Here is a 23513-nt window from a genome sequence, read left to right as displayed (position 1 = left end):
TAGGCCGGCATCTTCGCCCCGCCCTTGCGGAACTCGTAATCCAGCTCGGCCTCCAGGTGGTACTCGAACAGCCCGGCGCGGCTGGTCTGCATGGCCCGCACGTGGGCGCGGCTGGAAATCTCCGCCGCTTCCTTCATGACCTTGATTTCGGCGGCCGACTTGTACAGGCGCATATCGTGCAGCAGGTGATCGAGGGTGATGAACTCATTGGGCGGCGAGGCACCCTGCCGCGCCTTGGAACGGATCACATTGATCCACTCCATCAGCTGGCGGTCGAATTCGTGGTGGCTGCCCATGGCGGAATAGACCCGGTCGCGACCTTCGATCAGCCCCGGCAGGATGTCGTCGATATCGCCAATCGGGAAGGCATCGTCGGCGCCGTACTGGCTGATGGCACCATCCTGACCGGCGCGCAGGCCGTCCCACATCTCGCGCAACGGATCGCGCTCGCGGCAGAACAGCACGTATTCGCCATGCTCGCGCCCGGGAATCAGCGCGATCACCGCCTCCGGCTCGGGAAAGCCCGAGAGGTACTGGAAGTCGCTGTCCTGACGGTAGATATGCTCGACATCGCGGTTGCGGATATACACCGGCGCGGCCGGCAATATGGCGATGCTGTTGGGTTCCATCTGCGCCATCAGCGCCTTGCGCCGACGGACGTATTCCGACTTGGGGATGCTGATCATGGGCAGATTGAGTCCACTACTAGGCTATGAAAATCAATGCAGCGACGGCTTCGGCGCCGGCGCTGCGGGCTTGGCGCATTCGCTGAACAGCAACAGCGGCGCGACGCGCAGGTATTCCATCACTTCCATGTAATCGCTTTCACCGTCCTCGGATTCTTCCAGGGCATTCTGCACCTGGGCGATGGCCGAGAGGTCCTGCAACACTTCCATGGCCTCGCCGCTCAGGGCGCTGTCGCGGGCGGTCAGGCCAAAGCCGCCGAGGAAGCCCTGGCACCACTGGCCCAGCGCCACGGCGCGTTCGCTCAGCGGCGCATCGTCGCTGGGCAGCAACAACACCAGGGTGACGTCATGGCCGCCGAGTTCGTTCTTGACCATTTCCTGCAGGCCGATCAGGGCCTGACGCACCGTGTCCTGCGGCTCGGCGCCGAGCAGTTCGGCGGCATCCACCAACCAGGGATCGATCTCGAAGCCGGCGCCGGCGCAGCTGCGCCCGAGCAGCAGGCCATGCAATTCGGCAGGGGAAACGGAGTGGCCGCTGCTGACCAGCAGGGCGGCGAAAGCGGCGTAGGGAGAACTTGAAGTTGGCATAGATAACTAGGCGCCAAGCGGCGCAATCACTAGAATGGAGGCCTCGTATCCTAGCACCGGCAAGCGCGCCAAGACTATGCAAGCTGCTCGATGGCTCCGCCCTCGACCCGGCCCTGAGGCCGAATCTTGCTGGCTAACGGGGCGGCGAATGGCCGCAGGTGAAACAGATCACCGTCTAGCCGAGCTATTTACCCCAGACTCACCCGGACCCTCAGCCAACAGCGCGCGCAGCGAGGCTCGCGCCAGGTGCGTCGGTCTTGCGGCAGAAGTGTTAGGCACAAAGCCCGGCGCCGGCCCAGTCGAGACTGTCGAAAGTGCCTGAAAACCGCTATTTTCCACCTGTCAGTCCCGCTTATTGACCCGCGAGTAGAGAACCAATGGAAGACGCCGATCTGCATGCCCTTACGACCAAGCTGGACTTGCTGATCCAGCGTGTCGAGCAGCTCAAGGCCCACAACCGGCTTCTCCTGGCGAATGAAAAGGCGTGGCGCGAGGAACGCGCCCATCTAATCGAAAAGAACGAAATGGCCCGACACAAGGTCGAATCCATGATTTCGCGCCTCAAAGCCCTGGAGCAGGATTAATGAGCCAGTCGAACACCGTTACCGTGCAGATTCTCGATAAGGAATATTGCATCGCCTGTCCGAACGACGAACGCAGCAACCTGGAAAGCGCGGCGCGCTACCTGGACGGCAAGATGCGCGAGATTCGTTCCAGCGGCAAAGTCATAGGGGCCGACCGCGTCGCGGTAATGGCCGCCCTGAACATCACCCACGACCTGCTGCACAAACAGCAGCACCTCGACCAGCAGGCCAGCGTCAACCGCGAACAAGTGCGCAGCCTGCTCGGTCGCGTCGATCACGCCCTGAGCCGGGACGCGGATGAGCAAGGCAGCTGAATACTCGCAGAGGGATTCGGGTATACTGGCCACCGCTCCCTGGAGTGTGCGCCAGTTGGTGATGTCCCTGAGCCGATACGCACAAACCCGGAGGTTGCATGTTGAGGCCGGTGTGCATGTCCGCCTGACGGAAAGCCTTAACGCCTCCTGCACCCTCCACCTTGAACTCTCGGGTTCAAGGGCTAAGCCGACAGCGGCACGTCGGGGAGTCACTCTTTCCAGCCCATTGCCCGCCTGCGGCAATGGCCAGCGTCACTGACCATGCTCACCGCCGACTCCCTGACCCGCGCGCAACTGCGCCGCCAGTTGCGCGAGCAGCGCCAGGCGCTCAGCCGCCAGGCGCAACGCCAGGCCGCCCAGGGCCTGTATCGGCAGCTGGCGCAACATCCACGTTTTCGGCGCGCCCAACATATCGCCCTGTACCTGCCCAACGACGGCGAAATCGACCCGCGCCCCTTGCTGCGCGCCGCGCAAAGGCGCGGCAAAGTCACCTACCTGCCGGTGCTCAGCCCCTGGCCACGCAGCACTATGGTGTTTCAGCGGGTGCGCCGGCACGAACGCCTGATCAAGAACCGCTTCGGCATTCCCGAACCCCGGCGCAACCGCAAACAGCAACGCAAGGTCTGGGCGCTGGATCTGGTGCTATTGCCATTGGTCGGTTTCGATCACCACGGCGGGCGCCTGGGCATGGGCGGCGGTTTTTACGATCGCAGCCTGGCCTATCTGAAAATGCGCAAAAATTGGCACAAACCGACGCTATGGGGGCTGGCCCATGAGTGCCAGCAGGTGGATCGCCTGGCCATGGCCAGTTGGGATGTGCCGCTGCACGCGACTGTGACGAACGAGGCCTGGTACTAAACTTGGGCCGTACCGCGCTCCCTGCGGTACTGAGCGGGTTCAACCCGCGACTGGCGTCTGACTGGCCGGCGCCTCGGGCTGAGGATCCCACAAACTCTGGGTATAACCCGTAGTCACCACGCCCAGGCTGAACAGAATGACCAACACCCACAACACATCTGGTTTACGTTTCATCGAGAATGCCTCCTCCTGCAAGGCATGGCGCACGTTGTAGCCGTGGCGATTATTGTTATGGATCCCCTAGTGGCCTGGCGCCGAGCGCCGCAAAACGCTTCGGTCACGCAACAGGCTCGCCTATCCCGGCCGCTAAAAGACCGGTCAACAGGAGCAAAGTTCATGCCTTTTTGGCTGATGAAATCAGAACCCGACGAACTCTCGATCCAGGATTTGCGGCGCCTCACACAATCCCGCTGGGATGGCGTGCGCAATTACCAGGCGCGCAACTTTATGCGCAGCATGCAAGTGGGCGAGTTGTTCTTCTTCTACCACTCCAGCTGCCCCGAGCCGGGCATCGCCGGCATCGCGCGGATTGCCAGTGCGGTCTATCCCGACCCCAGCGCACTGGAGCCGCACAGCCACTACCATGATGCCAAGGCCAGCGCCGAGAAGAACCCCTGGAGCGCCCTCGACGTCGCCTTCGTCGAAGCCTTCACGCAGGTGATTCCCCTGGCGCGGCTGAAGACGCAAAGCGCCCTGTTGGGCTTACCGCTGGTGCAGAAAGGTAGCCGTCTGTCGGTGATGCCGGTCAGCGCGGAGGAGTGGGCGGCGATCCTGGCTATGCGCTGAAATGGCACTGTGCTATTAGGTAATGGAACCTTTTGGGGGCCTCCATGCTGCCGAGTTCTCAGCCTCCCTGGCCAGCCCGCCCCGCGCTTGCAGCCCTACTGCTGGCGCTAGGCCTCGCCAGCCTAGTGTTGTGGCAACAGCTGCTGAACGCGCAACAGCAGCGCATCGCCGAGCGCGTCAGCTATCAAGCCCACAGCCTGGCGCGGCAACTGGAAGCCAGCCTGATCAATCAGGTCGACGACCTCGAGCGCCTGGCGAAGCGGTGGAATCACCGCGGCCGCATCCCGCGCGAGGAGTGGGTACTCGACAGCCAACTCAGCCTGAAGCACTTCCAGGGCTACCAGGCCATTCAATGGCTAGGCGCCGACCTCAGCGTGCGCTGGGTCGAGCCGCTGCCAGGCAATGAGGCCGCGCAACCATTCCAGCTGACCCCGGCGCACCCCAACTTCAACCTGGCCATGCAGGCCAAGGCCAGCGGCGAGCCACGCTTTTCCAACAGTTTCATCCTGGCTCAGGGGGGCCGCGGTTTTATCCTCTATATCCCCCTGTACATCAGCGATGAGCAGCACCAGCAGCACTTCGATGGCTTTATCCAGGGGGTCTTTCGTGTCGAGCCGTTGATGAACGAACTGCTGCGCGGCCTCACCGACGGCGACTTCAGCACCGCCTTGGTGGAGGATGGCCGGCCGATTTACCGCCACGCCGCCGAGCAGGCCATACCGGCACTGCAACAGGACATCCCGCTGCTGCTGCTGAATAACAGCAGCTTCGCCCTGCGCCTCAACCCGACCGAGCACCTGGTGCGGCAGCTCAGTACGCCGCTGCCGGAGTTCGTCCTGGGGGCCAGCCTGCTTATCAGCCTGCTGCTGGTGGCGGCGCTGGCCCTGGCCCTGGAGAACGCCCGCCGCGCCAACGCCCTGCACGCCAGCAACAGCCAATTGAATGAGCAGGTCAGCCAACGCGAACAGATCGAACAGGTGCTGCGCGACAGCCGCGAACGCCTGCAACTGGTGCTCGACCTGACCGACTCCAGTCGCGACGGCCTGTTTATCATCAACCCGCAGACCCGCGACATCCTGTATATGAACCAGGCCACATACCGCAGCCTGGGCTATAGCGCCGAGGCCTTCAGCCAACTGCTCAAAGAGGACCCCGACCAGCTCCTGCCGGGTTTTCATCAGTGGCTGGAAAGCGTCCGCCGGGCTCAGCAAGACAAGCTGTCGCAGATCTTCCAACGGGAAATGCGCCGCCGCGACGGCAGCCATCAAGCCGCCGAGATCAGCGCCCAGCTGGTGCTGGTCAATGAGCACGAATACCTGATCGGGGTTTCCCGCGATAACAACGAGCGCCTGCAGATGGAGGCGCAGCTGCAGCGTCTATCCCAGCAGGATGGCTTGACTGGCCTGTACAACCGGCGCTTCTTCGACCACCAGCTGGCCAGCGAATGGCGCCGACTGCGCCGGCATAATGCGGCCCTGACCCTGCTGATGCTGGATATCGACCACTTCAAGGCCTACAACGATCTGCTCGGCCATCTGGCCGGCGACGATGTGCTGCAACAGGTCGCCGAAGTCCTGCAGAAATGCCTGCAGCGCGAAGGCGACGCGGCGTGCCGCTACGGCGGCGAAGAGTTCGCCATCATCCTGGCCAACACCGACCTGAGCAGCGGCGCCCATGTCGCCGCCCGGGTACACCAGCAGCTGGCCGAGCTGAACATCTCCCACCCCGGCAGCCCGATCGGCCGCGTCACCCTGAGCATTGGCCTGGCGTGCATCGAGCCCAGCCAGGACAACCAGCCCTATATGTTGATCGCCCAGAGCGACCAGGCGCTGTACCAAGCCAAACACCAGGGGCGCAACCGCAGCTGCGAATGGCACGCCGGTAACCCCTAACAGTTGCCGGCCGCTACTGGATAATCAGGTTGTTAAACAGCAGATCCTCCACCAGCGGCTTGCCTTCCTCCTGGTTGAGTACTGCCTGGACTTGCTTGAGTGCTTCCTGACGCAGGATTTCCTTGGCGTCTGGTGCACCCATGCTGTCTTCGGTCTGCTGGGAAAACAGCATCACCAGCTGATTGCGGATCAGCGGCTCATGGTGCTTGACCGCCGTCTCGGCCTCGGTGCCGGTGACCCGCAGGGAAATATCGGCCTTGAAGAACTTCAGCTTGTCGCCCGCACCGAAGTTGCCCACCAGCGCCGGCAGCAAGGAGACATAGGCCACCACGGGGGCAGCCCCTTCTTTGCCTTCCTCGGCTTCTTTTTCTTCACTGGCCTGCGCCAGCAACGGCATGGACAGGACTAGCAGCAATGCGATCCAGACTTTCACAGGGGTATTCCTCCAGGGTTCGTGCCTTAGCATAGCCACAGCCAGGCCCAGGCCCAAGCCCTATGCTTATGCAGGACCATCAGGGCCAGGCATGCTCGTTGACCCGACCCGCCTCCCCCCTACACTGCAAGCCCATCACCCGCAGAGGAATAGCCCCGATGAAAGCCGTGCTGTGCAAAGCCTTCGGCCCCGCCGAAACCCTGGTACTGGAAGAAATCGCCAGCCCCGAAGCGAAGAACAACGAGGTGCTTCTCGAGGTGCATGCGGCCGGGGTCAACTTCCCCGACACCCTGATCATCGAGGGCAAGTACCAGTTCAAGCCACCCTTCCCCTTCTCCCCGGGTGGCGAAGCGGCCGGCGTGGTCAGCATGGTGGGCGAGAAGGTCAGCCACCTCAAGGTCGGTGATCGGGTGATGGCCCTGACCGGTTGGGGCAGCTTCGCCGAGCAGGTCGCAGTGCCGGGCTACAACGTCATGCCGATTCCAGCCAGCATGGACTTCCTCACCGCGGCCGCCTTCGGCATGACCTACGGCACCTCGATGCACGCCCTCAAGCAACGCGCCAACCTGCAACCGGGGGAAACCCTGCTGGTGCTCGGCGCCTCCGGTGGCGTCGGCCTGGCCGCGGTGGAAATCGGCAAGGCCATGGGCGCCCGGGTGATAGCCGCGGCGAGCAGCGCGCAGAAGCTGGAAGTGGCCAAGGCCGCCGGCGCCGACGAGCTGATCAACTACAGCGAAGGCAACCTGAAAGACGAAGTGAAACGCCTGACCGACGGTCAAGGCGCCGACGTGATCTACGATCCGGTGGGTGGCGATCTGTTCGACGCGGCCATTCGCAGCATCGCCTGGAACGGCCGCCTGCTGGTGGTCGGCTTCGCCAGCGGGCGCATCCCCGAGCTACCAGTCAACCTCTGCCTGCTCAAGGGCGCGGCGGTGGTCGGGGTGTTCTGGGGCTCCTTCGCCCAGCGCCAGCCGCAGGACAACGCCGCCAACTTCCAGCAGCTGTTCGCCTGGCACGCCGAGGGCAAACTCAAGCCGCTGGTCTCGCAGTGCTTCCCGCTGGCGCAGGCCGCGGAGGCCATCAATACCCTCGGCCAGCGCAAGGCGGTCGGCAAGGTGGTGGTGCAGGTGCGCTAACAACGCCGCTGAAAAAACGTAGGCGAGGCAGCTGAGACAAGGCAAAAATGGCGAGAAAGCGCAGTTTACGTGCTGTAAATGAGCATTTTGAGGCCATTTTTAACGCAGTATCAGCAACGCAGGTAGTTTTTCAACGGCCTGCTACCCCCTTCGCCAGCTGTCCATTCGGACACTGGCGAGCCCTGGCCCGGCATACTCATACTGCTGTCTCCGCCCTTACCTGGAGTCCGCCATGTATTGCGTCACCGTGCTCTATCCGAATGCACCGGATGCCCGATTCGACTTCGACTACTACCGCAACCAGCACATTCCCATGATGCTCGAACTGCTCGGCGATAACGTGCTGAGCACCGAGGTGCGCCGCGGCTTGCAGGCCGTGGATGGCAGCGCGGCGGCTTACCTGTGCCTGCTCAATACCAAGATCCGCTCCCCGGAGCAGTTTGCCCGAGTGATGGCCGAGCACCAGGAGCTGGTGCTGGGGGATATCCCCAATTACACCAACCTGCAACCCATCATCCAGATCGACGAGCTGCTCTGAACCCCGCATGGCGGGTCAGTCTGCGCCCTGTCTTGCCGCCAGCGCTTGGCGGCTCCCTCCTGACTTCTCGCGCCGCTGTCGCGCCGGCAGCCACTGCATAACTCTGCAGATCCATCCATGCCACCCAGCAACTGGCTGGCCTACGGCGCCCTTGACGAGTCATATCCGTGATTTAAATAATGACCGCTATGAAAAAAACCAACGGAAAGAACAAACGCGGCCGCCCCCTCAGCTTCAATCGCGAGGAGGCGCTGCATACCGCCCTGCAGCTGTTCTGGCAACATGGCTATGAAGGCACCTCCATCGCCGACCTGGTGGCGGCCATGGGCATAGCGCCACCCAGCCTGTACACCGCCTTCGGCTCCAAGGAGCAGCTCTATCTCGAGGTGGTCGAACTCTACCTGCAGGGTCCGGGCAACTTCGTCCAGCACGCGCTGCAGCAGGCCGCCGATGCGCAGAGCTTCGCCCGCTTGATTCTGCGCAGCGCGGCCGATGAGTTCACCGCCCATAGCCACCCGCCGGGCTGCATCGTCTCCACCGGCCTGGTGGCGAGCGCGGCCTTGCACGACAGGATGGCGCACGTCATGCGCGAGCTGCGGGTCGCCACCCTCGGCGCCATCAGCCAGCGCTTCGAACAAGCCAAGGCCTGCGGCGAACTGCCGGCCACGACCAACTGCCACAACCTGGCGCGCTTCTTCGGCGCGATTATCCAGGGCATGTCGATTCAGGCCCGTGACGGCGCCGACGCCGCCGAGTTGCATGCCATGGCCAACCAGGCGATGGCCAGCTGGCCGCAAGGCTGAGGCCCGCGGGCGCCCGCCCAGCCACTGCAACGCCCTGCAATGCCCTGAAATATACAGCCACGCCCGGCGCAACTACTTTAGCGATCGCTAGCCAATGCAGCAGCTGCACCGGCTAGCGCCGCGCGACATCCCAGCCTGCTCACGAAGAAGCGGGCAGATGCAAGCGGCTCCTTGACTGCCAGCCCTAAACCATCCGGCACGAAAGTTTCAAGGCCATAAGCTAAAGGGAGTTCGACATGTCTGTGGAAAGAATCTTCATCGTGGGCGACAAATTCAAATCGTTCGCCGAAAACCCGCATGTGATGGCCGTCAGCGAGCTGGAAGCCATACTCGATGGCGACCTGCTGAATCAGCACAACTTGCGCTTCCAGTTGGGCCAGGGCATTTCCGAGGAACAGATAGCTCGCCTGCTGGAGAAGACCGCTCGCCTGAAAAAGCCCTGGCTCGCCGACTTTGCCAAGCCGCTCAAGGCCGGCCGCAAACAGGCGCACAAGCACCAGCCACAGAACTGCCTGATCAGCATGCCGCGCCGTCTGACCCAGGACAGCTTCGAGGTCGATGTGCTGATCGACGAGCACTGCGCGGAGATGAGCGACCACGTCACCGGGCAGCATATCCAGGGCATGGTCCTCACCGAGGCGGCGCGCCAGACCTTCCTCGCCGTCAGCGAAGAGTTCTACCTGCACGACGAGCCGCACAGCAGCTACTTCGTGATCAACACCCTGGACACCCAGTACCTGCGCTTCGTCTTCCCCCTGCCGATGACTATTCTCTACCAGGTGCTTGAGCATAGGGTCAGCGCCCGCAGCGGCTCCCAGCGCTTCGACGTGTGCATGTCGCTCATCCAGGGGCAGCAGACCTGCTGCGTGGTCAACACCAAGTTCTCCACCTACCCCGATGCCGTGATCGCCGAAAAAGAAGCGGCGCTGGCCAAGAGCGCTATCCACAGTGAACTGAATCCGGAGATCGCCCATGAAAAGCGGGCCTGATAGCGCCCTGAGCTGGTCGGCCTTTTTCGATGTGGACGGCACCCTGATCAGCATCAAGAGCATGTTCAGCTTCCTCGATTATCTGCTCGAGCAGCTGGGAACCAGCGACACCCCAGAGGTGCGGGCCTATCGCCGTACCCTGCAGCAGATGATCGCCGAGGAGCAGCCGCGGGAGGCGATCAATCGCTTCTACTACAGCATCTACGCCGGCCTCGAGGTGGCTCTGGTGCAGCGTCTGGGGCGCGCCTGGTATGCCCAGGTGCGCAACAGCGACGGCCTGTTCTTCAGCCGCATGCTGGAGGAAATCCGCTGGCACCAGGCACAAGGCGCCAGCACCGTACTGGTATCGGGTTCTTTCGCCGCGGTTCTCGCGCCCTTGGCCGAGGAGCTTGGCGTGGCGTTCCTGATCGCCGCACCGCTGGAAATTCGCGAGGGTCGCTACACCGGTCGGCTGACCGGTCACCCGACCATCGGCCAGGGCAAGGCCGATGGCGTGCTGGCCTTTACCCGCGAACACCGCCTGCAACTGCAGCGCTGCTACGCCTATGGCGACGATATCTCCGACGTGCCGATGCTCGAGCAAGTGGGTTACCCGGTGATGGTCAATCCCGACCCGGCGGTCCGCGACCTCTGCCAGCGGCGCAACTGGAGCGTCATCGAAGCCGCCTGAGCGCGGCCCAGCGAACGGCCACACTTAAAGGGAGCGCCCCCACCCTTGGCCTCCCTTTCTTTTTCCACCCCGACCTGTCCGTTCGAACAGTGATGCCCGCGCGGCAGGCTGAGTAACGTGCAGCCTCAATCCTGGCCGTCGGCATGGCGGCTTGTATTCAGCCTTTCTAGGAGAGCGACATGAACAGAACCCTGGCGAACCAGAACGTCCCGGCCGTTGGCCTTGGCTGCATGGGCATGAGCGAGTTCTATGGCGAAACCGACGACACGCAATCCCTGGCCACCCTGCATGCCGCCCTGGAGCTGGGCTATCGGCACTTCGACACCTCGGACATGTACGGCCGTGGCCACAACGAGGAACTGCTGGGCAAGTTCGTCAAGCAACTGGGCAGCCGCCGCGACGAGATACTCCTGGCGACCAAGTTCGGCATCTACCGCGACCCCAGCGACAAGTACAACCTACTGATCGACGGCTCCCGCGCCTACGTCAAGAAGGCCTGCGAGGCCTCGCTCAAGCGTCTCAACACCGATTGCATCGACCTGTACTACGTGCACCGCCGCGACCCCAACACCCCGATCGAGGAAACGGTCGGCGCCCTCGCCGAGCTGGTACAGGAAGGCAAGATCAAGGCCATCGGCCTCTCCGAGGTCTCGGTCGAGACCCTGCGCAAGGCCCACGCCGTCCACCCGATCGCCGCCCTGCAGAGCGAGTACTCGCTGTGGAGCCGCGACCTGGAGGCGCACTGCCTGCCGGCACTCGAGGAGCTGAATATCGCCCTGGTCGCCTACAGCCCCCTGGGCCGCGGCTTCCTCACCGGCGCCATCACCAAGGAGCATATCGAACAGGCCAGCGCCGAGAGTGACTTCCGCGCCAAGCTGCCGCGTTTTCAGGGCGACAACCTGGACGCCAACCTGCAGCTGGTCAAAGCCCTGGAGCAGCTCAGCGCCGAGCTCAACTGCACCCCGGCGCAGCTGGCCCTGAGCTGGCTGCTGGATCAGTACGAAAACCTCCATGTGATTCCCGGCACCAAGCGCGTCAAGTACCTGGCCGGCAACTTCGAGGCGCAGCACATCCAGCTGGATGCCGCCGCCTCGGCCATGCTGGGCAAGATCTTCGACCCGCAGGCGATCGCCGGCAAACGCTACCCGGACGCCATCCTCAAAGGCACCAACATCTGAGTCGAGCCTGGTCGGCGGCTCAGCCGGGCCGCCGACCCAGCTGCGGCAACGAGGAATAGCGCAGATGAAACCGCACGTATTGATAGTCGGCGGCGGGCCGACTGGCATGACCCTGGCCCTGCAATTGCAGCGCTTCGGCATCGGCTTTCGCCTGATCGAGAAGCGTGACCAGCAAGCCTCGGGCTCCAAGGCCTTGAGCATCAACCCGGCCTCGCTGAACCTGCTCAACGACCTGGGTATCGCCGAGACCCTGGTGAACCTGGGGCACAAGACCGAGGTGATCAACCTGGTCTACGACAACCAGCCCCTGATGCGCGCCCGCTTTGCCCGTCTGCCGAGCAAGTTCCCCTATTTCCTGATGCTGCCCCAGCCCGAAACCGAGCGGGTGCTGGAACAGCAACTGAACCGCCTCGGCCACCGCCTCGAGCGCCAGTGCGAGTTGCGCAGCCTGTGCCAGCACGACGGCCATGTGGACGTGGAACTGCACGGCAGCGCAGGCGTCGAGCGGCAGCGCTTCGACTATGTGGTGGGCTGCGACGGCGGCCTGAGCACGGTACGCAGCGAGCTGGGGCTGGGTTTCAGCGGCTACGACTACAACATGCATTTTATCCTCGCCGACCTGCGCATCGAATGGCAGGGGGCCAAGGAGCAGGGTTTCTACTTTATCCGCGACGACGGCTTCCTGATCCTGCTGCCGCTCAAGGATGGCTATCACCGCATCGTGATCAAGGTCGCCGAGCAATGCCCTCCCGGCTACAAGCCCAGTCTGGAGGAGATCCGCGACTATATCGCCCGTTATGCCATCCCCGGTCTGCGGGTCAGCGATCCTCTCTGGCTGTCCAGCGCGCCCTTCTACAACCGCTCGGCCAGCAGCATGCGCCGCGGCCGGGTGTTTCTCGCCGGCGACGCCGCGCACCTGTTCAGCCCCATCGGCGGCTTCGGCATGAATTCCGGCATCGCCGACGCCTTCAACCTGGGCTGGAAACTCGGCTACCACCTCAACGGCCTGGCCGGCGACAGCCTGCTGCAGTCCTACGTCGAGGAGCGCGAGCAGAACACCCGTGGCCTGCTGGCCAAAACCGACAAGTCCACCTCGCTGATCGCCCGCCTCAATCGGCACCTGCCCGCCGACGAGCGGCTCTACCTGCCGCGCATGGACAACCGGGCCTTTATCCGCCAGTTCCCCCTGGAAACTGCGGGCCTGAGCCTCAGATACGGCACGCCCCTGGGCGAGATGCACGCCGGTTGCCTGCTGCCCTATGCCGCCAGCCAGGACCCGGCGACAGACAGCTTGGCGCTGCTCGGCCAGGCCCGACACAGCCTGTTGCTGGTGCCGCCACAGCCCGCCGATGCGGAGGCGATCCAGCGCCTGCTGGCCCTGCTCGCGCCGCTGCGCAGCCGCCTGCGTATCCACTGCCTGGGGGCCGCGACCGCCCCCTTGGCGGCTGGCCATGAGGTGCCCGAGCCCCAGCGGTTGCGCGCCGCGTGGCAGTTGGCCGAAGGCGAATTCCTTCTGGTGCGCCCCGATCTGTTCGTCGATTGCCGTGGCCGCCTGGACGACACCGGGGCCCTCGCGACCCTGCTCGCACGCGTCTATGGCGGCGCCATGCGGTTGCCTGCCGAACAACTGGCAGGCTAAGGGGACACTATGACTCAGGCACAGGGCCGAGCACTCGGCCAGATCGAAACCAGCATGGCCTTGATGCACGAGCTCAACGGCAGCACCCAGACCGCCAGCCTGTTGAGCTTCGCCGGCGCCTTGCCCCAGGCGCAGCTGATGCGCGCCGCCGAGACGCTGCACAGCCGCCATCCCATGCTGCGTAGCCGCATCATCGAGCAGGGACAGGCGCTGCACTTCAAGGTTGACGTGCCATTCAGCCAGATCAAGGTGCAGAGCCAGCCGCTGCCCGCCGGACAAGCGCCGGCGGAGCTGTTGCAGCGTCAGCTGGACAACGTGCTGGACCCGCAACGGCAACTCTGGCGCCTGGTGCTGCTGTCCACGCCGGACCATAGCCAGCACCACCTGCTGCTGACCTGCCACCACGCTATTAGCGACGCCGCGAGTCTCGTCCAGTTGCTCGGCGAACTGCTCCAGCTCTGCGAGAGCCAACAGCTCGGCGCGCCCCTCAGCAGCCAGGAGGTGCCGTTGGCGGCGGCCCTGGACGATCACCAGGACCTCGCCACGCAGCTACCCCCCGCCTGCGCGACACCCCCTGCGGTGCCCTTCGCGCAAACCGAGCCGCTGGCGCACCGACGCACCGGGGTGCGCCGCCTGCTGCTCGACAGCCAGACCAGCAACCAGCTGCACCGCCTGGCCAAGGCCAACGGCCTGAGCCTCAACGCGCTATTGGCCGGCGCCCTGCTCGAGGCCGCCAGCGAGCTGGAGCTAGGGGCGCAGATCCGCATCAACACCGCGGTGTCCCTGCGCCGGCGCGCCGCCCGCCCGATAAGCACCGAGACCATCGGCTGCTTTATCGGCGTGGCCAGCCATTGCCTACCGGTCGCCGGCCGCTCGCTGCTCAATCTGGCGGCGGACTACCAGCGCCAACTGCAGGCCAGCCTGCCGGCCCAGAGCCTGCGCCTGCCCGCCCAGAGCCTGGAAAGCCTGCGCTCGCGCACCCACGCCCTGCGCTCGCAGGCGGGCTTCCTGCACGGCATAGCGCTGACCAATCACGGCGAGATTGACTTCCCGCAGTACCGCTATTTCCGCCTGCTGGATTACGCCAACGCGGCTTCCAGGGTGGCCGGCAATTTCGCCGTGGCCCTGCACGTCACCCGCTTCGCCGCCGCGCTCTCGTTGTGCTTCACCTTCCCGGTGCCGCTGATGGACGAGGCCCAGATCAATCGCCTGCAACGCAAGCTGCAGCAAAGCTTGTTGCACCTCACTTCGGCCACGGAGGTGGCACCATGAAATCGGCTCACATTCAGCTGGCAACCGGCCTGGTGCATAATCTCGACAGCCAGGGCCCTGGGCCCTGCGTCCTGCTGCTGCACGGCAACTCCTCGGCCGCCGCCGCTTTCACCGAGCAATTCGCCGCCCTCGGGGCGCGCTATCGCCTGCTCGCCCTGGACCTGCCCGGCCACGGCCAATCGGCGCCCGCCGCGCCTGAGCACTACAGCTTCGCCGGCTACGCCGATGCACTGGTGGAGTTCGTGGCCCGCGCCGAGCTGCACGACTACCTGATCGTTGGCCATAGCCTGGGCGGCCATGCCGCGCTCGAAGCCCTGCCGCGTCTGCCGGGCTTGCGCGGCCTCTGCCTGATCGGCGCGCCCCCTTTCAACGGCGCCAACGCCGGGCAGCTGTTCCATCCAGAACCCAGCGGCGGCCTGGTCTTCCAGGCCGACCTGGATGACGTCGAGGTCAGCCGCCTGGCCCAGGCCTTCGTCAACCCGGCGCGCCTGGAGCCAGCGCAGCTGAGCCAGATCGCCGGCTTTATCCGTGACACCGACCCGCAGGTACGCGCCGCGCTGGGCAACAGCCTCGGCAGCGGTGCCTACGCCGACGAGCTGGCATTGCTGGCCGCCAGCGCTACGCCGGCCATTTTGCTGCAGGGCCGCGAGGATGCCTTTATCGACGCCAGCGCCTGCGCCCAGGCTGCCAACTTCTGGCCGGCCCAGCTGCAGGTCGTGCTGTTCGACGGCTGCGGCCACTGCCCCCATGTGGAAGACCCGGCCCGTTGCAACGACCTGATCGACAGCTTTATCACCCACACCTGTGAGAACGCACTATGAAAGCCTTCGTGATCAATGGCTTCGGCCCGGCTGACGTCTTCGAAGAAGTCGAGCTGCCAACCCCCCAGGCCGCCCCCGGCCAATTGCTGGTGAAAGTCGCCGCCAGCGGCATCAATCCGCTGGACTACAAGCTCCGCCGCGGCGACATCCCCGGCTTCACCCACGAGTTCCCAGCCATCCTGCATGGCGACTTCGCCGGCCATGTCAGCGCAATCGGCCCCGGCGTGCTGGGCTTTGCCGTGGGCGATGAGGTTTACGGTTGTGCCGGTGGCGTGCGCGGCCGCCAGGGCGCGCTGGCCGACTATATGGTGGTCGAGGCCGCACTGGTGGCGCATAAGCCGCGCAACCTGAGCATGGCCGAGGCGGCCGTGCTGCCGCTGGTGCTGATCACCGCCTGGGAAGGCCTGATCGACAAGGGCGCGCTCAAGCCCGGTGATCGCGTGCTGGTGCACGGCGGCACCGGTGGGGTCGGCCATGTCGCCGCGCAACTGGCGAAATGGAAGGGCGCGCAGGTCTTCACCACGGTCGGTTCGGCGGAGAAGGCCGCGCTGTCGCGCGAGTACGGCGCAGACGAAGCCATCAACTACCACGAGGAGGACCTCGCCCACTACGTCGAGCGCTGCACGGGCGGCGTCGGCTTCGACCTGGTGGTCGACACGGTCGGCGGCGCAACCTTCGAGCAGAGCCTGCTGGCCACCCGCGTCGGGGGCAGCATCATCACGGTGCTGGCCATGGGTAAGCTGGACATGACGGTCGCCTGGGCGCGCAAGCAGACGGTGCACTGCGTCAACATGACCTGGCCGATGGCCACTGGCAGCGGCATGGAGCATCACGGCTTTATCCTGCGCGAAGCGGCCAGGCTGGCGGAAAGCGGCAAGTTGCGCCCATTGCTGGACCCGCAGCAGTTCAGCTTCGGCGAAATAGCCGCCGCCCACGCCTACGCCGAATCCGGCCAGGCGCGGGGCAAGGTCAGCCTGACCCGCGACTGAATGAGCCCAGGCATGCCCCGCACCTTCGCCCCATTCGCCCCGATCGAGAGCCCACGCCAGGCGCTGCTGCTGAATATCAGCGCCTTCGTGCTGTGGGCAGCGGCCACCCTGCTGTTCAAGCTGCTGACGCACTTGCCGGTGTGGGAGGTGTTTGCCTATCGGGTGCTCGGCTCGCTGCTCTGGTGCCTGCTGTTGCTCGCCTTGGGCGGCGCCTTGGGCGGCGCCTGGCCGATCCTGCGCTCGCCGCGCCAGCTGGGCGGGCTGCTGATCAGCAGTGGCCTGATCGCCTGCAACTGGTTTCTGGTGATCTGGGCGGTGGCCAATGAACGGCTGCTGGACGCCAGCCTCGGCTACTACCTCTCGCCCCTGCTCAGCGTGCTGCTCGCCCAGCTGCTGTTCCGCGAGCCCAGCGGGCGGCGCGAACTGGCGGCCGGGGGGCTCTGCCTGCTCGGTGTGCTGCTGATAGTCGCTGGCGAACACCGCCCCGAGGTGCCTTGGATTGGTCTGTGCATAGCCGCCAGTTTCGCCCTCTACAGTGCGCTGAAAAAGCGCTCGACTGTGCCGCCCTTGCTCGGCCTGGGCCTGGAAACCGGCCTGGCCGCCCTGCCGGCCAGCGCCCTGCTGCTCTACGGCGGCCTCGGCGCGCCGGCCTCGAACGCCTACAGCCCACTGGACTGGGGCTTGCTGGCGGCGCTCGGGCTGATCACCACCCTGCCGATGTGGCTGTATATCGCCTCGGTGAAGGCTCTGTCGCTGACCACCCTGGGCTTTCTGCAGTACCTCAATCCGACCCTGATGTTTCTGCTCGCCGTGCTGCTCTTCGGCGAGCCGGCCGGCGCCCTCAAGCTGGCCGGCTTCGGCCTGATCTGGTGCGCCCTGCTCGGCCTGTTGCTGAGCAAGGCCCTGGCCGGTTGGCGCAGCAGGTGGCGCCCGCGCCCCTCGGGTTCCGCGTCTGACTCGCCCAAGGAGCTGGCATGAACAGACAAACCACCAGCATCGGCCACCTTGCCGAGTTCAGTGACTGGAATCGCTTTCCATTGCCGGCCTCGTTTCGCGGCTGTGTGGATCACAGCGCCGGCCTGCTCGCCACCGCCAGGACCGGCAAGGGCTGGCCGGGCTATATCGAGCAACTGGCGCAGAGCCCGTTCGGCGATATCGCCCTGGGCCGGCTCGCACTCGCTGAGCCGGCCTCGGACGCCGCGCTGACGCAACTGCGCCAGCGCGCGCCGGGGCTGACCCCCTGGCTCGACGCCCCCGCGCCGGCCGAGCTGGATTCGCTGACCCGCCTGGTCGCCCGCCACCCTCAGTGCGGCATTCAGCTGCGGGTGCAACTCGGCGGTCGCAGCTGCGAGCAGATTGGCCAGCAGCTGGAGGCCCTGGTCGAAATCGTCCAGCAGTTGCACAGCCGTCACGCGGCGCTATGCCTGGTGCTGCAGGATGCCCCCGGGGCTTCGCCCCAGCAGTTGCAGCTCTGTGTCGAGTTTGCCCAGCATTTCGCCATCGACCGCGTCACCCTGTGCGATCAGCAGGCGCGCCTGACCCCGCTCGGGGTACGCAACCTGCTGAGCCACCTGAGCACTCAGTTCCCCGAACTGCAGAGGAACGGGCCGGCCCTGGCCTTCAAGGCCAACGACAGGCACGGCTTGGCCTTGGCCAACAGCATGGCGGCCATCGCCAACGGCATCCACTTCGTGCACGGCGCCATACTCACCCACGCGGAGCAGGACAGTCCGCTGGCGCTCAACCAATTGCTCGGTCATTACGCCCTGCCCCAGGTCCAGCAGGCGCAGCACTATGCCCAGCTGATCGGCCAGCTCACCGGCCTGCCCAGCGCCAACGCCACGGCGCCGCGCAGCTACCCCCTGGAGGCCGAGCCCCTGGCGCCCCTCGAGCGCCTGCCGGCGCCCAGCGCCCAGGGCAGCGCGGCGCACAACGGCACCCCGCGCTTTATCTTCAAGGTCAGTGCCGACGACTGGCATGTGCAGCTGCTGATCCAGTGGGGCGCGCAGCAACTGGATCTCGGCGAGCGGGTACACCACTACGTGTTGCTGCTACTGGCCCGCGAATATTGCCAACAGCAGCAACAGGCCTGCCAGCGGCTCAACGGCAGCGCAGCGCCGGACCCCATGAGCCTGGGCTGGGTCGAACGCGAGCACCTGCACAAGATGATTGGCGACAGCCAGGCGCAGCTCAACGTCAAGCTGTTTCGCGCCATCAAGCAGGTCAACTGCGTGCTCGGCAGCGCCGGCCTGCGCCACTACAAGCCGGTGCTCACCCGGGTCGGCAGCCTGCGCTTCGCCTGCCCGGACTTCTGCATTCTCAAAGACTCCACCCTCGAACACGACGTACGCGCCTGGATGCCTGTAAGTCCGGCGAATACACGTGCCTACCCCCCAGCATGGGCCCCGGCCCCCCAGGTTCCACAGCCCTAATAAGGAGACAACATGCACCCCAAGTTACGCGTCACCCTTGTGCTTCTCGCGCTCAGCCTAGGCGGCCATGCCCAGGCCGATAACGCGCGCAGCAAAACGCCGGTGCTGGAACAGCTGGCCAACCTGAGTTTTATCAGCGACAGCCTGGTCAGGCAGAGCGCCTACTTCGAAGCCAACCAAGTAGTGCGGCGTTTCTTCCTGTGCATCCCCGAGGCATCCAATCACAAGCTCGAACCGGGCGTGCTGGAGGAAGTCAGCCAGTGCTTCGATGAAACGGTCGACGACAATATCAAGATAGATATCGGCGGCAAGCTCTCCAGCGGTCGCGCCTCGGCGCTGTCGATTGCCACCGAGGGTCTGGCGAAGATCCGCCAGAATGTCTCCTTCTCGTTGAGCGCGCCCTATATGAGCCAGTACCAGGGCGGTCGCCTGGCCGGTACCGGCAGCATCGAGCTGAACTTCAACGTGATGGTGCACCAGAACATCACCAGCCTCTCGGCCGAACCGCAGCCATTCGACCCCACACCAGGCCCGCAACTGTTCGTCAGCAATAACACCCTGGGGTTGAAGGCGGTCTCCCCCGGTAAATGGCGCATCACCCTGCTCAAGGTCAGCCCGCTGCTGACCCAGCTGAGCCCGGATATCCAGTTCAAAAACCCCTTCCCCTACTACCCGATCGCCAAGCCTTAAGGCGGCTCGGCACGCCCTCGACGCAGTCCGGCAACTGGCCAATCAGACAGCTGCCGGATCCGTCGAAGCGCTTCTACAGTCCCCTCCACGCCCTCGGCCCCGGAAGGAACGACCATGCACGCGCCGCAGCAACCGCCCCAGCTTCGCGACTTCCAGCTGCTGGTCAGCCCGCATCTGAGCCAGTTAGCGGCTTGCCGGCAACTGCGCGAGGCGGTGTTCGCCCATGAATTGGGCTGGGTGGCGCCGAGCCTCGACGGCCAGGAGCGCGACGCCTTCGATCCCTTCAGCGTGCATGTGGCGGTGATCCACCGCTGGCGGCCCGCCGGCTATCTGCGTCTGACGCCCTATGGCGCACCCTGGATGCTCAGCCAATGCTTCGACTTTCTCCTTGAACCGGGAGTCGCCGCTGCCTTCGAGGCCGACAGCCTGGAGGTGTCGCGCCTGGCGGTGGCGCGCGACTACCGCGGGCACAAGCCGGTCGAGGGTTATGGCGTATTCGACCTGCTGATCAAAGGCATAGTCGAGCACTCCCTGGCTAACGCCACGCGCTATTGGTATGTGGTGGTCGCCGAGCCGGTCCACCGCCTGCTGCTGAACAAGGGGCTGCCCTGCGAGCGCCTGGGCCCCCTGGTACAGATGCCCGACGGGGTTCAGACCCTGGCCGTGCGGATCGATCTGCACGCCTTCCTCGCGCTGGCTGCGCCCTTCTTCAGCGCCGCGCTGCCGCATCCGCAGCGGGCCAAGCTGGCGGCTTACTGAGGCCGGCTACACCGCGATCACGCCGAAATGGATCGCCTTGGCGATGGCCTGGGAACGGTTCAGCACGTCCAGCTTGCGGAAGATATTGCCGAAATGGAACTTCACCGTACGCTCGGAAATACTCAGGATATTGGAGATATCCCAGGTGCTCTTGCCTTCCTTGGCCCAGTGCAGCACCTCGACCTCGCGCTGTGAGATTTCCGGGGCCAGCAGGCTGTTGCGGTTCAGGCTGCCCTGGCGATTGAATATCTCATGCAGGTGCGGCGCCAGGTACTCCAGCGCATCGACATAGTCCTCTGCCCGTTCATGCTCCGGCAGCGTCATGGAGATCAGCGTGGTACTGCTGCGAGCCCGGCCGCTGACCGCGCAGGCGATGCCGTTGCTGCCGACGAAGTCCCGCGACAGGCCGAGAAACTCCTGGCTCGGCTGCGCCTGCTGGGCATACACCGAGGACCAGCTGAAGGCGCCCGCTTCGTGCTCGGCGGCCTTGAGGATCGGATCTTGCAGCTGAAAGGATTTGCGAAAGTACAACTCGACCCATTCGCCGCTGTAGCCGTAGTTGAGCAACTGCCTGCTGGTCTGCGGGTCAGGGGTGGCGATGTTATCCAGGCAGATGACCATCGAGGAAAAGGGAATGACGTTTCTGCTGAGGTCGACGATCCGGTCGACCTCCTCTTTATCGCTGCTGGCTTTGATACAGCAGTGCGCGAGTTCAAGAAGTTTCATCAGGTCGTTACGCGAGTGAAACATGCTGGCCATAACTTTCCTTGCCTCCTGCTACCCAACCGAGAGTCCGTTATTCATCCGAGCCTGAGCCGAGATGCCGCGGCGCAAAGCCGGGCAAAAGCGTCGAACGGACCGATGCTAACGCGGCTGGAGGCAAGGCTCAATAATTTTATAGCGAACACTAATATATTGAGCGGCAAGCAGCATTAACGCGCGCGACACGCCACGGCAACAGCCCGAAATAGACGCCGAACGCCCTGGATTTGGGCGCCGCAGAGCGATCGAAAACGGCGGGGTAAAGACGTGGCTAGGCGTTGCCGTCGAGCGGCCGCGGCGCGTAGGCGAATACGTCGGCACGCATCTGGTGCGCGTCCATGCCGGCCTCGACCAGGGCATCCAGGGTGGCGTAGACCATGGCCGGCGAACCGCTGGCATACAGGTGCAGCGCCTTGAGGTCGGCGAAGTCCTCGCGCACCGCTTCATGCAACAGGCCGCAGCGGCCCTGCCAGCCGCATTGGTCACTGACCACCCGATGCAGGAACAGATTCGGCAGTTGCTGCCACTCGGCCCAGTGCGCCAGCTCATAGAAGTCTTCGGGGCGGCGCGCGCCCCAGTACAGGTGCAGCGGATGCTTGAAACCCGCCACCCGGCAATGCTCGATCAGGCTGTGCATCTGCGCCATGCCGGTGCCGGCGGCGATCAGCACCAGCGGCCCGTCCGGCAGCTCGGCCAGGTGGGTATCGCCGAACGGCAGCTTGACCCGGGCGAAACCGCGGCTGCGCAACTGCGCGATCAAGGCCACGGTGCCTTCATCGCGAGCCAGGATATGCAGCTCCAGCTCGCGCCCGCCATGCGGCGCCGAGGCCAGGGAGAAGGCCGCGTACTCCTCATCCTCGCGCTGCAACAACAGGTACTGCCCGGCGTGGTAACGCGGCGCCTTGCCGGCCGGAGTGCGCAAGCGCAGGCGGAACACATCGCCGCCCACCTCATCACAGGCCACCACCTGGCAGGCCAGCTCGCGCACCGGCAGCTCGCCGGGGGCCAGCACGCCATCCCAGTGCAGCACGCAGTCTTCCAGGGGCTCGGCCAAACAGGTGAAGAACTCGCCATGGTCCTGCTCGAGCCCGTGCTGGCGCACCCGTCCCTCCACCAGCAGCGCCGCACAGATATGGCAATTGCCATTGCGACAGGCCTGCGGGCAGGCGTAACCCTGGCGGCGCGCGGCATCCAGAATGCGCTCGCCGGCTTGCACTTCAAGCACCGAGCCTGAAGGGTTGAGGGTTACTTTCATCAATCTATTCCCAGTTCTGCCCAGAGCGCATCGACGCGCTGCTTGACCGCCTCATCCTGAACGATAGCTCGTCCCCACTCGCGGCTGGTCTCGCCCGGCCACTTGTGGGTGGCGTCCAGACCCATCTTCGAGCCGAGGCCTGAGACCGGCGAGGCGAAGTCCAGGTAATCGATCGGCGTGTTGTCGATCAGCACCGTGTCGCGCTTGGGGTCCATGCGCGTGGTGATGGCCCAGATCACATCGTTCCAGTCCCGCGCGTTGATGTCGTCGTCTGTGACTATGACGAACTTGGTGTACATAAACTGTCGCAAAAACGACCAGACGCCGAGCATTACGCGCTTGGCGTGACCGGGATACTGCTTCTTGATGGTCACCACCGCCAGGCGGTAGGAGCAGCCTTCCGGCGGCAGGTAGAAGTCGGTGATCTCGGGGAACTGCTTCTGCAGTATCGGTACGAACACCTCGTTCAACGCCACGCCGAGAATCGCCGGCTCATCCGGTGGGCGGCCGGTGTAGGTGCTGTGGTAGATCGGCTTTTGCCGACGGGTGATGCGCTCGACGGTAAACACCGGGAAGCGATCCACTTCGTTGTAGTAGCCGGTGTGGTCGCCGTAGGGCCCTTCGTCGGCCATCTCGCCGGGGTGGATCACCCCTTCCAGGACGATTTCGGCGCTGGCCGGCACCTGCAGATCACTGCCGCGACACTTGATCAGCTCGGTGCGATGGCCGCGCAGCAGGCCGGCGAAGGCGTACTCGGACAGGCTGTCGGGCACCGGGGTGACCGCGCCGAGGATGGTCGCCGGATCGGCGCCTAGGGCCACCGCCACCGGATAGGGACGATCCGGGTATTTCTGGCACCAGTCGCGGAAATCCAGGGCGCCGCCGCGATGGCTGAGCCAGCGCATGATCAGCTTGTTGCGACCGATCACCTGCTGGCGATAGATGCCGAGATTCTGCCGCTCCTTGTGCGGGCCCTTGGTGATGGTCAGGCCCCAGGTGATCAGCGGGCCGACGTCGCCCGGCCAGCAGGTTTGCACCGGCAGCTTGCTCAGGTCGACGTCATCGCCTTCCTCTATCACTTCCTGGCAGGGCGCGTCTTTCAGCACCTTGGGCGCCATGGCCAGCACCTTGCGGAAGATCGGCAACTTGGACCAGGCGTCCTTCAGCCCCTTGGGCGGCTCCGGCTCCTTGAGAAAGGCCAGCAACTTACCGATTTCGCGCAGCTCGCCGACTTCTTCCGCGCCCATGCCCAAGGCCACCCGCTTGGGCGTGCCGAACAGGTTACCGAGCACCGGCATGTCGAAGCCCGTGGGATTCTCGAACAGCAGCGCCGGGCCGCCCTTGCGCAAGGTGCGGTCGCAGACTTCGGTCATTTCCAGCACTGGGGAAATCGGCGTCTGGATGCGCTTGAGTTCGCCGCGCTGTTCCAGACCGCGAAT

The 23513-nt window shown here is 64.8% G+C and carries 26 protein-coding genes and 1 other RNA gene; 20 read left to right on the top strand and 7 right to left on the bottom strand.

Going from position 1 to position 23513, the window contains the following annotated elements:
- Nucleotides 1–686, bottom strand: a 686-nt coding sequence (locus Q8Q83_RS08470; RefSeq protein WP_305622824.1) for an aminopeptidase P N-terminal domain-containing protein, incomplete at its 3' end; no start/stop codon positions are given.
- Nucleotides 687–719: 33 nt separating this feature from the next.
- The gene (locus tag Q8Q83_RS08465; RefSeq protein WP_305622822.1) at nucleotides 720–1274 is read right to left on the bottom strand and encodes a YecA family protein; all 555 of its coding nucleotides are present in this window, start codon (nucleotides 1272–1274) and stop codon (nucleotides 720–722) included.
- 377 nt (nucleotides 1275–1651) lie between these two features.
- Here Q8Q83_RS08465 and Q8Q83_RS08460 point away from each other — a divergent pair, with 377 nt between their 5' ends.
- The 4 genes from Q8Q83_RS08460 (at nucleotide 1652) to Q8Q83_RS08445 (ending at nucleotide 3030) form a co-directional block, all read left to right on the top strand.
- Nucleotides 1652–1858, top strand: coding sequence for a TIGR02449 family protein (locus Q8Q83_RS08460; protein WP_305622820.1), 207 nt, complete (start codon nucleotides 1652–1654; stop codon nucleotides 1856–1858).
- The gene (locus Q8Q83_RS08455; protein ID WP_305622818.1) at nucleotides 1858–2172 is read left to right on the top strand and encodes a cell division protein ZapA; all 315 of its coding nucleotides are present in this window, start codon (nucleotides 1858–1860) and stop codon (nucleotides 2170–2172) included. Before Q8Q83_RS08460 ends, Q8Q83_RS08455 begins: the two co-directional genes overlap by 1 nt.
- A 33-nt stretch (nucleotides 2173–2205) precedes the next feature.
- Nucleotides 2206–2384, top strand: a non-coding RNA gene (gene ssrS, locus Q8Q83_RS08450) — 6S RNA.
- Nucleotides 2385–2433: 49 nt separating this feature from the next.
- On the top strand, nucleotides 2434–3030 hold the full coding sequence (locus tag Q8Q83_RS08445) for a 5-formyltetrahydrofolate cyclo-ligase (RefSeq protein ID WP_305622816.1): 597 nt from the start codon (nucleotides 2434–2436) through the stop codon (nucleotides 3028–3030).
- Nucleotides 3031–3069: 39 nt separating this feature from the next.
- Here the strand turns inward: Q8Q83_RS08445 and Q8Q83_RS08440 are convergent, their stop codons facing one another.
- Entirely contained in the window at nucleotides 3070–3204 is a 135-nt protein-coding gene (locus Q8Q83_RS08440; RefSeq protein WP_305622814.1) for a hypothetical protein, read from the bottom strand.
- 162 nt (nucleotides 3205–3366) lie between these two features.
- Between Q8Q83_RS08440 and Q8Q83_RS08435 the strand changes: the two genes are divergently transcribed.
- On the top strand, nucleotides 3367–3816 hold the full coding sequence (locus Q8Q83_RS08435) for an EVE domain-containing protein (protein WP_305622812.1): 450 nt from the start codon (nucleotides 3367–3369) through the stop codon (nucleotides 3814–3816).
- A 47-nt stretch (nucleotides 3817–3863) separates the two neighbouring features.
- Nucleotides 3864–5708: a diguanylate cyclase gene (locus Q8Q83_RS08430; RefSeq protein WP_305622825.1), complete on the top strand. Its 1845-nt coding sequence runs from the start codon at nucleotides 3864–3866 to the stop codon at nucleotides 5706–5708.
- Nucleotides 5709–5721: 13 nt separating this feature from the next.
- Here the strand turns inward: Q8Q83_RS08430 and Q8Q83_RS08425 are convergent, their stop codons facing one another.
- Entirely contained in the window at nucleotides 5722–6174 is a 453-nt protein-coding gene (locus Q8Q83_RS08425; protein ID WP_305622810.1) for a flagellar basal body-associated protein FliL, read from the bottom strand.
- Nucleotides 6175–6299: 125 nt separating this feature from the next.
- On the opposite strand from Q8Q83_RS08425, the gene Q8Q83_RS08420 reads away from it, so the two are divergent.
- The 14 genes from Q8Q83_RS08420 (at nucleotide 6300) to Q8Q83_RS08355 (ending at nucleotide 20057) form a co-directional block, all read left to right on the top strand.
- Nucleotides 6300–7277, top strand: coding sequence for an NADPH:quinone oxidoreductase family protein (locus tag Q8Q83_RS08420; RefSeq protein ID WP_305622808.1), 978 nt, complete (start codon nucleotides 6300–6302; stop codon nucleotides 7275–7277).
- Between the two features lie 232 nt (nucleotides 7278–7509).
- Nucleotides 7510–7815: an EthD family reductase gene (locus tag Q8Q83_RS08415; protein WP_305622806.1), complete on the top strand. Its 306-nt coding sequence runs from the start codon at nucleotides 7510–7512 to the stop codon at nucleotides 7813–7815.
- Between the two features lie 179 nt (nucleotides 7816–7994).
- A complete protein-coding gene (locus Q8Q83_RS08410; RefSeq protein WP_305622805.1) occupies nucleotides 7995–8618 on the top strand; it encodes a TetR/AcrR family transcriptional regulator in 624 nt (207 codons plus the stop codon).
- Between the two features lie 236 nt (nucleotides 8619–8854).
- Complete coding sequence (locus Q8Q83_RS08405) at nucleotides 8855–9607, top strand: AfsA-related hotdog domain-containing protein (RefSeq protein ID WP_305622803.1); 753 nt, start codon at nucleotides 8855–8857, stop codon at nucleotides 9605–9607.
- The gene (locus Q8Q83_RS08400) at nucleotides 9591–10277 is read left to right on the top strand and encodes an HAD family phosphatase (RefSeq protein ID WP_305622801.1); all 687 of its coding nucleotides are present in this window, start codon (nucleotides 9591–9593) and stop codon (nucleotides 10275–10277) included. Before Q8Q83_RS08405 ends, Q8Q83_RS08400 begins: the two co-directional genes overlap by 17 nt.
- Before the next feature lie 179 nt (nucleotides 10278–10456).
- Nucleotides 10457–11455 (top strand): aldo/keto reductase, encoded by a 999-nt coding sequence (locus tag Q8Q83_RS08395; protein WP_305622800.1) that lies wholly within the window; start codon nucleotides 10457–10459, stop codon nucleotides 11453–11455.
- 64 nt (nucleotides 11456–11519) lie between these two features.
- Complete coding sequence (locus Q8Q83_RS08390; RefSeq protein ID WP_305622798.1) at nucleotides 11520–13094, top strand: FAD-dependent monooxygenase; 1575 nt, start codon at nucleotides 11520–11522, stop codon at nucleotides 13092–13094.
- A 9-nt stretch (nucleotides 13095–13103) separates the two neighbouring features.
- Complete coding sequence (locus Q8Q83_RS08385; protein ID WP_305622796.1) at nucleotides 13104–14366, top strand: condensation domain-containing protein; 1263 nt, start codon at nucleotides 13104–13106, stop codon at nucleotides 14364–14366.
- The gene (locus tag Q8Q83_RS08380; RefSeq protein ID WP_305622794.1) at nucleotides 14363–15187 is read left to right on the top strand and encodes an alpha/beta fold hydrolase; all 825 of its coding nucleotides are present in this window, start codon (nucleotides 14363–14365) and stop codon (nucleotides 15185–15187) included. The genes Q8Q83_RS08385 and Q8Q83_RS08380 overlap by 4 nt, the downstream gene beginning before the upstream one ends.
- The gene (locus tag Q8Q83_RS08375) at nucleotides 15184–16176 is read left to right on the top strand and encodes a zinc-dependent alcohol dehydrogenase family protein (protein WP_305622793.1); all 993 of its coding nucleotides are present in this window, start codon (nucleotides 15184–15186) and stop codon (nucleotides 16174–16176) included. The genes Q8Q83_RS08380 and Q8Q83_RS08375 overlap by 4 nt, the downstream gene beginning before the upstream one ends.
- A gap of 12 nt (nucleotides 16177–16188) precedes the next feature.
- Nucleotides 16189–17154 (top strand): EamA family transporter RarD, encoded by a 966-nt coding sequence (gene rarD / locus Q8Q83_RS08370; RefSeq protein ID WP_305622792.1) that lies wholly within the window; start codon nucleotides 16189–16191, stop codon nucleotides 17152–17154.
- A complete protein-coding gene (locus Q8Q83_RS08365) occupies nucleotides 17151–18608 on the top strand; it encodes a hypothetical protein (protein WP_305622790.1) in 1458 nt (485 codons plus the stop codon). Before rarD ends, Q8Q83_RS08365 begins: the two co-directional genes overlap by 4 nt.
- 12 nt (nucleotides 18609–18620) lie before the next feature.
- A complete protein-coding gene (locus Q8Q83_RS08360; RefSeq protein ID WP_305622789.1) occupies nucleotides 18621–19298 on the top strand; it encodes a hypothetical protein in 678 nt (225 codons plus the stop codon).
- 114 nt (nucleotides 19299–19412) lie between these two features.
- On the top strand, nucleotides 19413–20057 hold the full coding sequence (locus Q8Q83_RS08355) for an acyl-homoserine-lactone synthase (protein ID WP_305622787.1): 645 nt from the start codon (nucleotides 19413–19415) through the stop codon (nucleotides 20055–20057).
- Between the two features lie 6 nt (nucleotides 20058–20063).
- Here the strand turns inward: Q8Q83_RS08355 and Q8Q83_RS08350 are convergent, their stop codons facing one another.
- The 3 genes from Q8Q83_RS08350 to ubiD all read right to left on the bottom strand — a co-directional run.
- Complete coding sequence (locus Q8Q83_RS08350; protein WP_305622785.1) at nucleotides 20064–20816, bottom strand: LuxR family transcriptional regulator; 753 nt, start codon at nucleotides 20814–20816, stop codon at nucleotides 20064–20066.
- A gap of 274 nt (nucleotides 20817–21090) precedes the next feature.
- Nucleotides 21091–22074 (bottom strand): CDP-6-deoxy-delta-3,4-glucoseen reductase, encoded by a 984-nt coding sequence (locus Q8Q83_RS08345; RefSeq protein WP_305622784.1) that lies wholly within the window; start codon nucleotides 22072–22074, stop codon nucleotides 21091–21093.
- Nucleotides 22074–23513: 4-hydroxy-3-polyprenylbenzoate decarboxylase (gene ubiD, locus Q8Q83_RS08340; RefSeq protein WP_371132382.1), on the bottom strand; the 1440-nt coding region annotated here is incomplete at its 5' end. The genes ubiD and Q8Q83_RS08345, both read right to left, overlap by 1 nt.

It is taken from the genome of Pseudomonas sp., assembly GCF_030696055.1.
Lineage (GTDB): Bacteria > Pseudomonadota > Gammaproteobacteria > Pseudomonadales > Pseudomonadaceae > Aquipseudomonas.
Note: the sequence above shows the minus strand (reverse complement) of the source record. Positions and strands in the feature narration are given on the sequence as shown.

Bases quoted from the DNA above. Each gene is read 5' to 3' on its own strand.
- Q8Q83_RS08455 (WP_305622818.1), top strand. From the start codon at position 1,858: ATGAGCCAGTCGAACACCGTTACCGTGCAGATTCTCGATAAGGAATAT.
- Q8Q83_RS08445 (WP_305622816.1), top strand. From the start codon at position 2,434: ATGCTCACCGCCGACTCCCTGACCCGCGCGCAACTGCGCCGCCAGTTG.
- rarD (WP_305622792.1), top strand. From the start codon at position 16,189: ATGCCCCGCACCTTCGCCCCATTCGCCCCGATCGAGAGCCCACGCCAG.
- Q8Q83_RS08350 (WP_305622785.1), bottom strand. From the start codon at position 20,816: ATGGCCAGCATGTTTCACTCGCGTAACGACCTGATGAAACTTCTTGAA.
- Q8Q83_RS08425 (WP_305622810.1), bottom strand. From the start codon at position 6,174: ATGCTAAGGCACGAACCCTGGAGGAATACCCCTGTGAAAGTCTGGATC.
- Q8Q83_RS08400 (WP_305622801.1), top strand. From the start codon at position 9,591: ATGAAAAGCGGGCCTGATAGCGCCCTGAGCTGGTCGGCCTTTTTCGAT.
- Q8Q83_RS08375 (WP_305622793.1), top strand. From the start codon at position 15,184: ATGAAAGCCTTCGTGATCAATGGCTTCGGCCCGGCTGACGTCTTCGAA.
- Q8Q83_RS08390 (WP_305622798.1), top strand. From the start codon at position 11,520: ATGAAACCGCACGTATTGATAGTCGGCGGCGGGCCGACTGGCATGACC.
- Q8Q83_RS08465 (WP_305622822.1), bottom strand. From the start codon at position 1,274: ATGCCAACTTCAAGTTCTCCCTACGCCGCTTTCGCCGCCCTGCTGGTC.
- Q8Q83_RS08460 (WP_305622820.1), top strand. From the start codon at position 1,652: ATGGAAGACGCCGATCTGCATGCCCTTACGACCAAGCTGGACTTGCTG.
- Q8Q83_RS08385 (WP_305622796.1), top strand. From the start codon at position 13,104: ATGACTCAGGCACAGGGCCGAGCACTCGGCCAGATCGAAACCAGCATG.
- Q8Q83_RS08355 (WP_305622787.1), top strand. From the start codon at position 19,413: ATGCACGCGCCGCAGCAACCGCCCCAGCTTCGCGACTTCCAGCTGCTG.
- Q8Q83_RS08435 (WP_305622812.1), top strand. From the start codon at position 3,367: ATGCCTTTTTGGCTGATGAAATCAGAACCCGACGAACTCTCGATCCAG.
- Q8Q83_RS08405 (WP_305622803.1), top strand. From the start codon at position 8,855: ATGTCTGTGGAAAGAATCTTCATCGTGGGCGACAAATTCAAATCGTTC.
- Q8Q83_RS08415 (WP_305622806.1), top strand. From the start codon at position 7,510: ATGTATTGCGTCACCGTGCTCTATCCGAATGCACCGGATGCCCGATTC.
- Q8Q83_RS08410 (WP_305622805.1), top strand. From the start codon at position 7,995: ATGACCGCTATGAAAAAAACCAACGGAAAGAACAAACGCGGCCGCCCC.
- Q8Q83_RS08380 (WP_305622794.1), top strand. From the start codon at position 14,363: ATGAAATCGGCTCACATTCAGCTGGCAACCGGCCTGGTGCATAATCTC.
- Q8Q83_RS08440 (WP_305622814.1), bottom strand. From the start codon at position 3,204: ATGAAACGTAAACCAGATGTGTTGTGGGTGTTGGTCATTCTGTTCAGC.
- Q8Q83_RS08345 (WP_305622784.1), bottom strand. From the start codon at position 22,074: ATGAAAGTAACCCTCAACCCTTCAGGCTCGGTGCTTGAAGTGCAAGCC.
- Q8Q83_RS08360 (WP_305622789.1), top strand. From the start codon at position 18,621: ATGCACCCCAAGTTACGCGTCACCCTTGTGCTTCTCGCGCTCAGCCTA.
- Q8Q83_RS08365 (WP_305622790.1), top strand. From the start codon at position 17,151: ATGAACAGACAAACCACCAGCATCGGCCACCTTGCCGAGTTCAGTGAC.
- Q8Q83_RS08395 (WP_305622800.1), top strand. From the start codon at position 10,457: ATGAACAGAACCCTGGCGAACCAGAACGTCCCGGCCGTTGGCCTTGGC.
- Q8Q83_RS08420 (WP_305622808.1), top strand. From the start codon at position 6,300: ATGAAAGCCGTGCTGTGCAAAGCCTTCGGCCCCGCCGAAACCCTGGTA.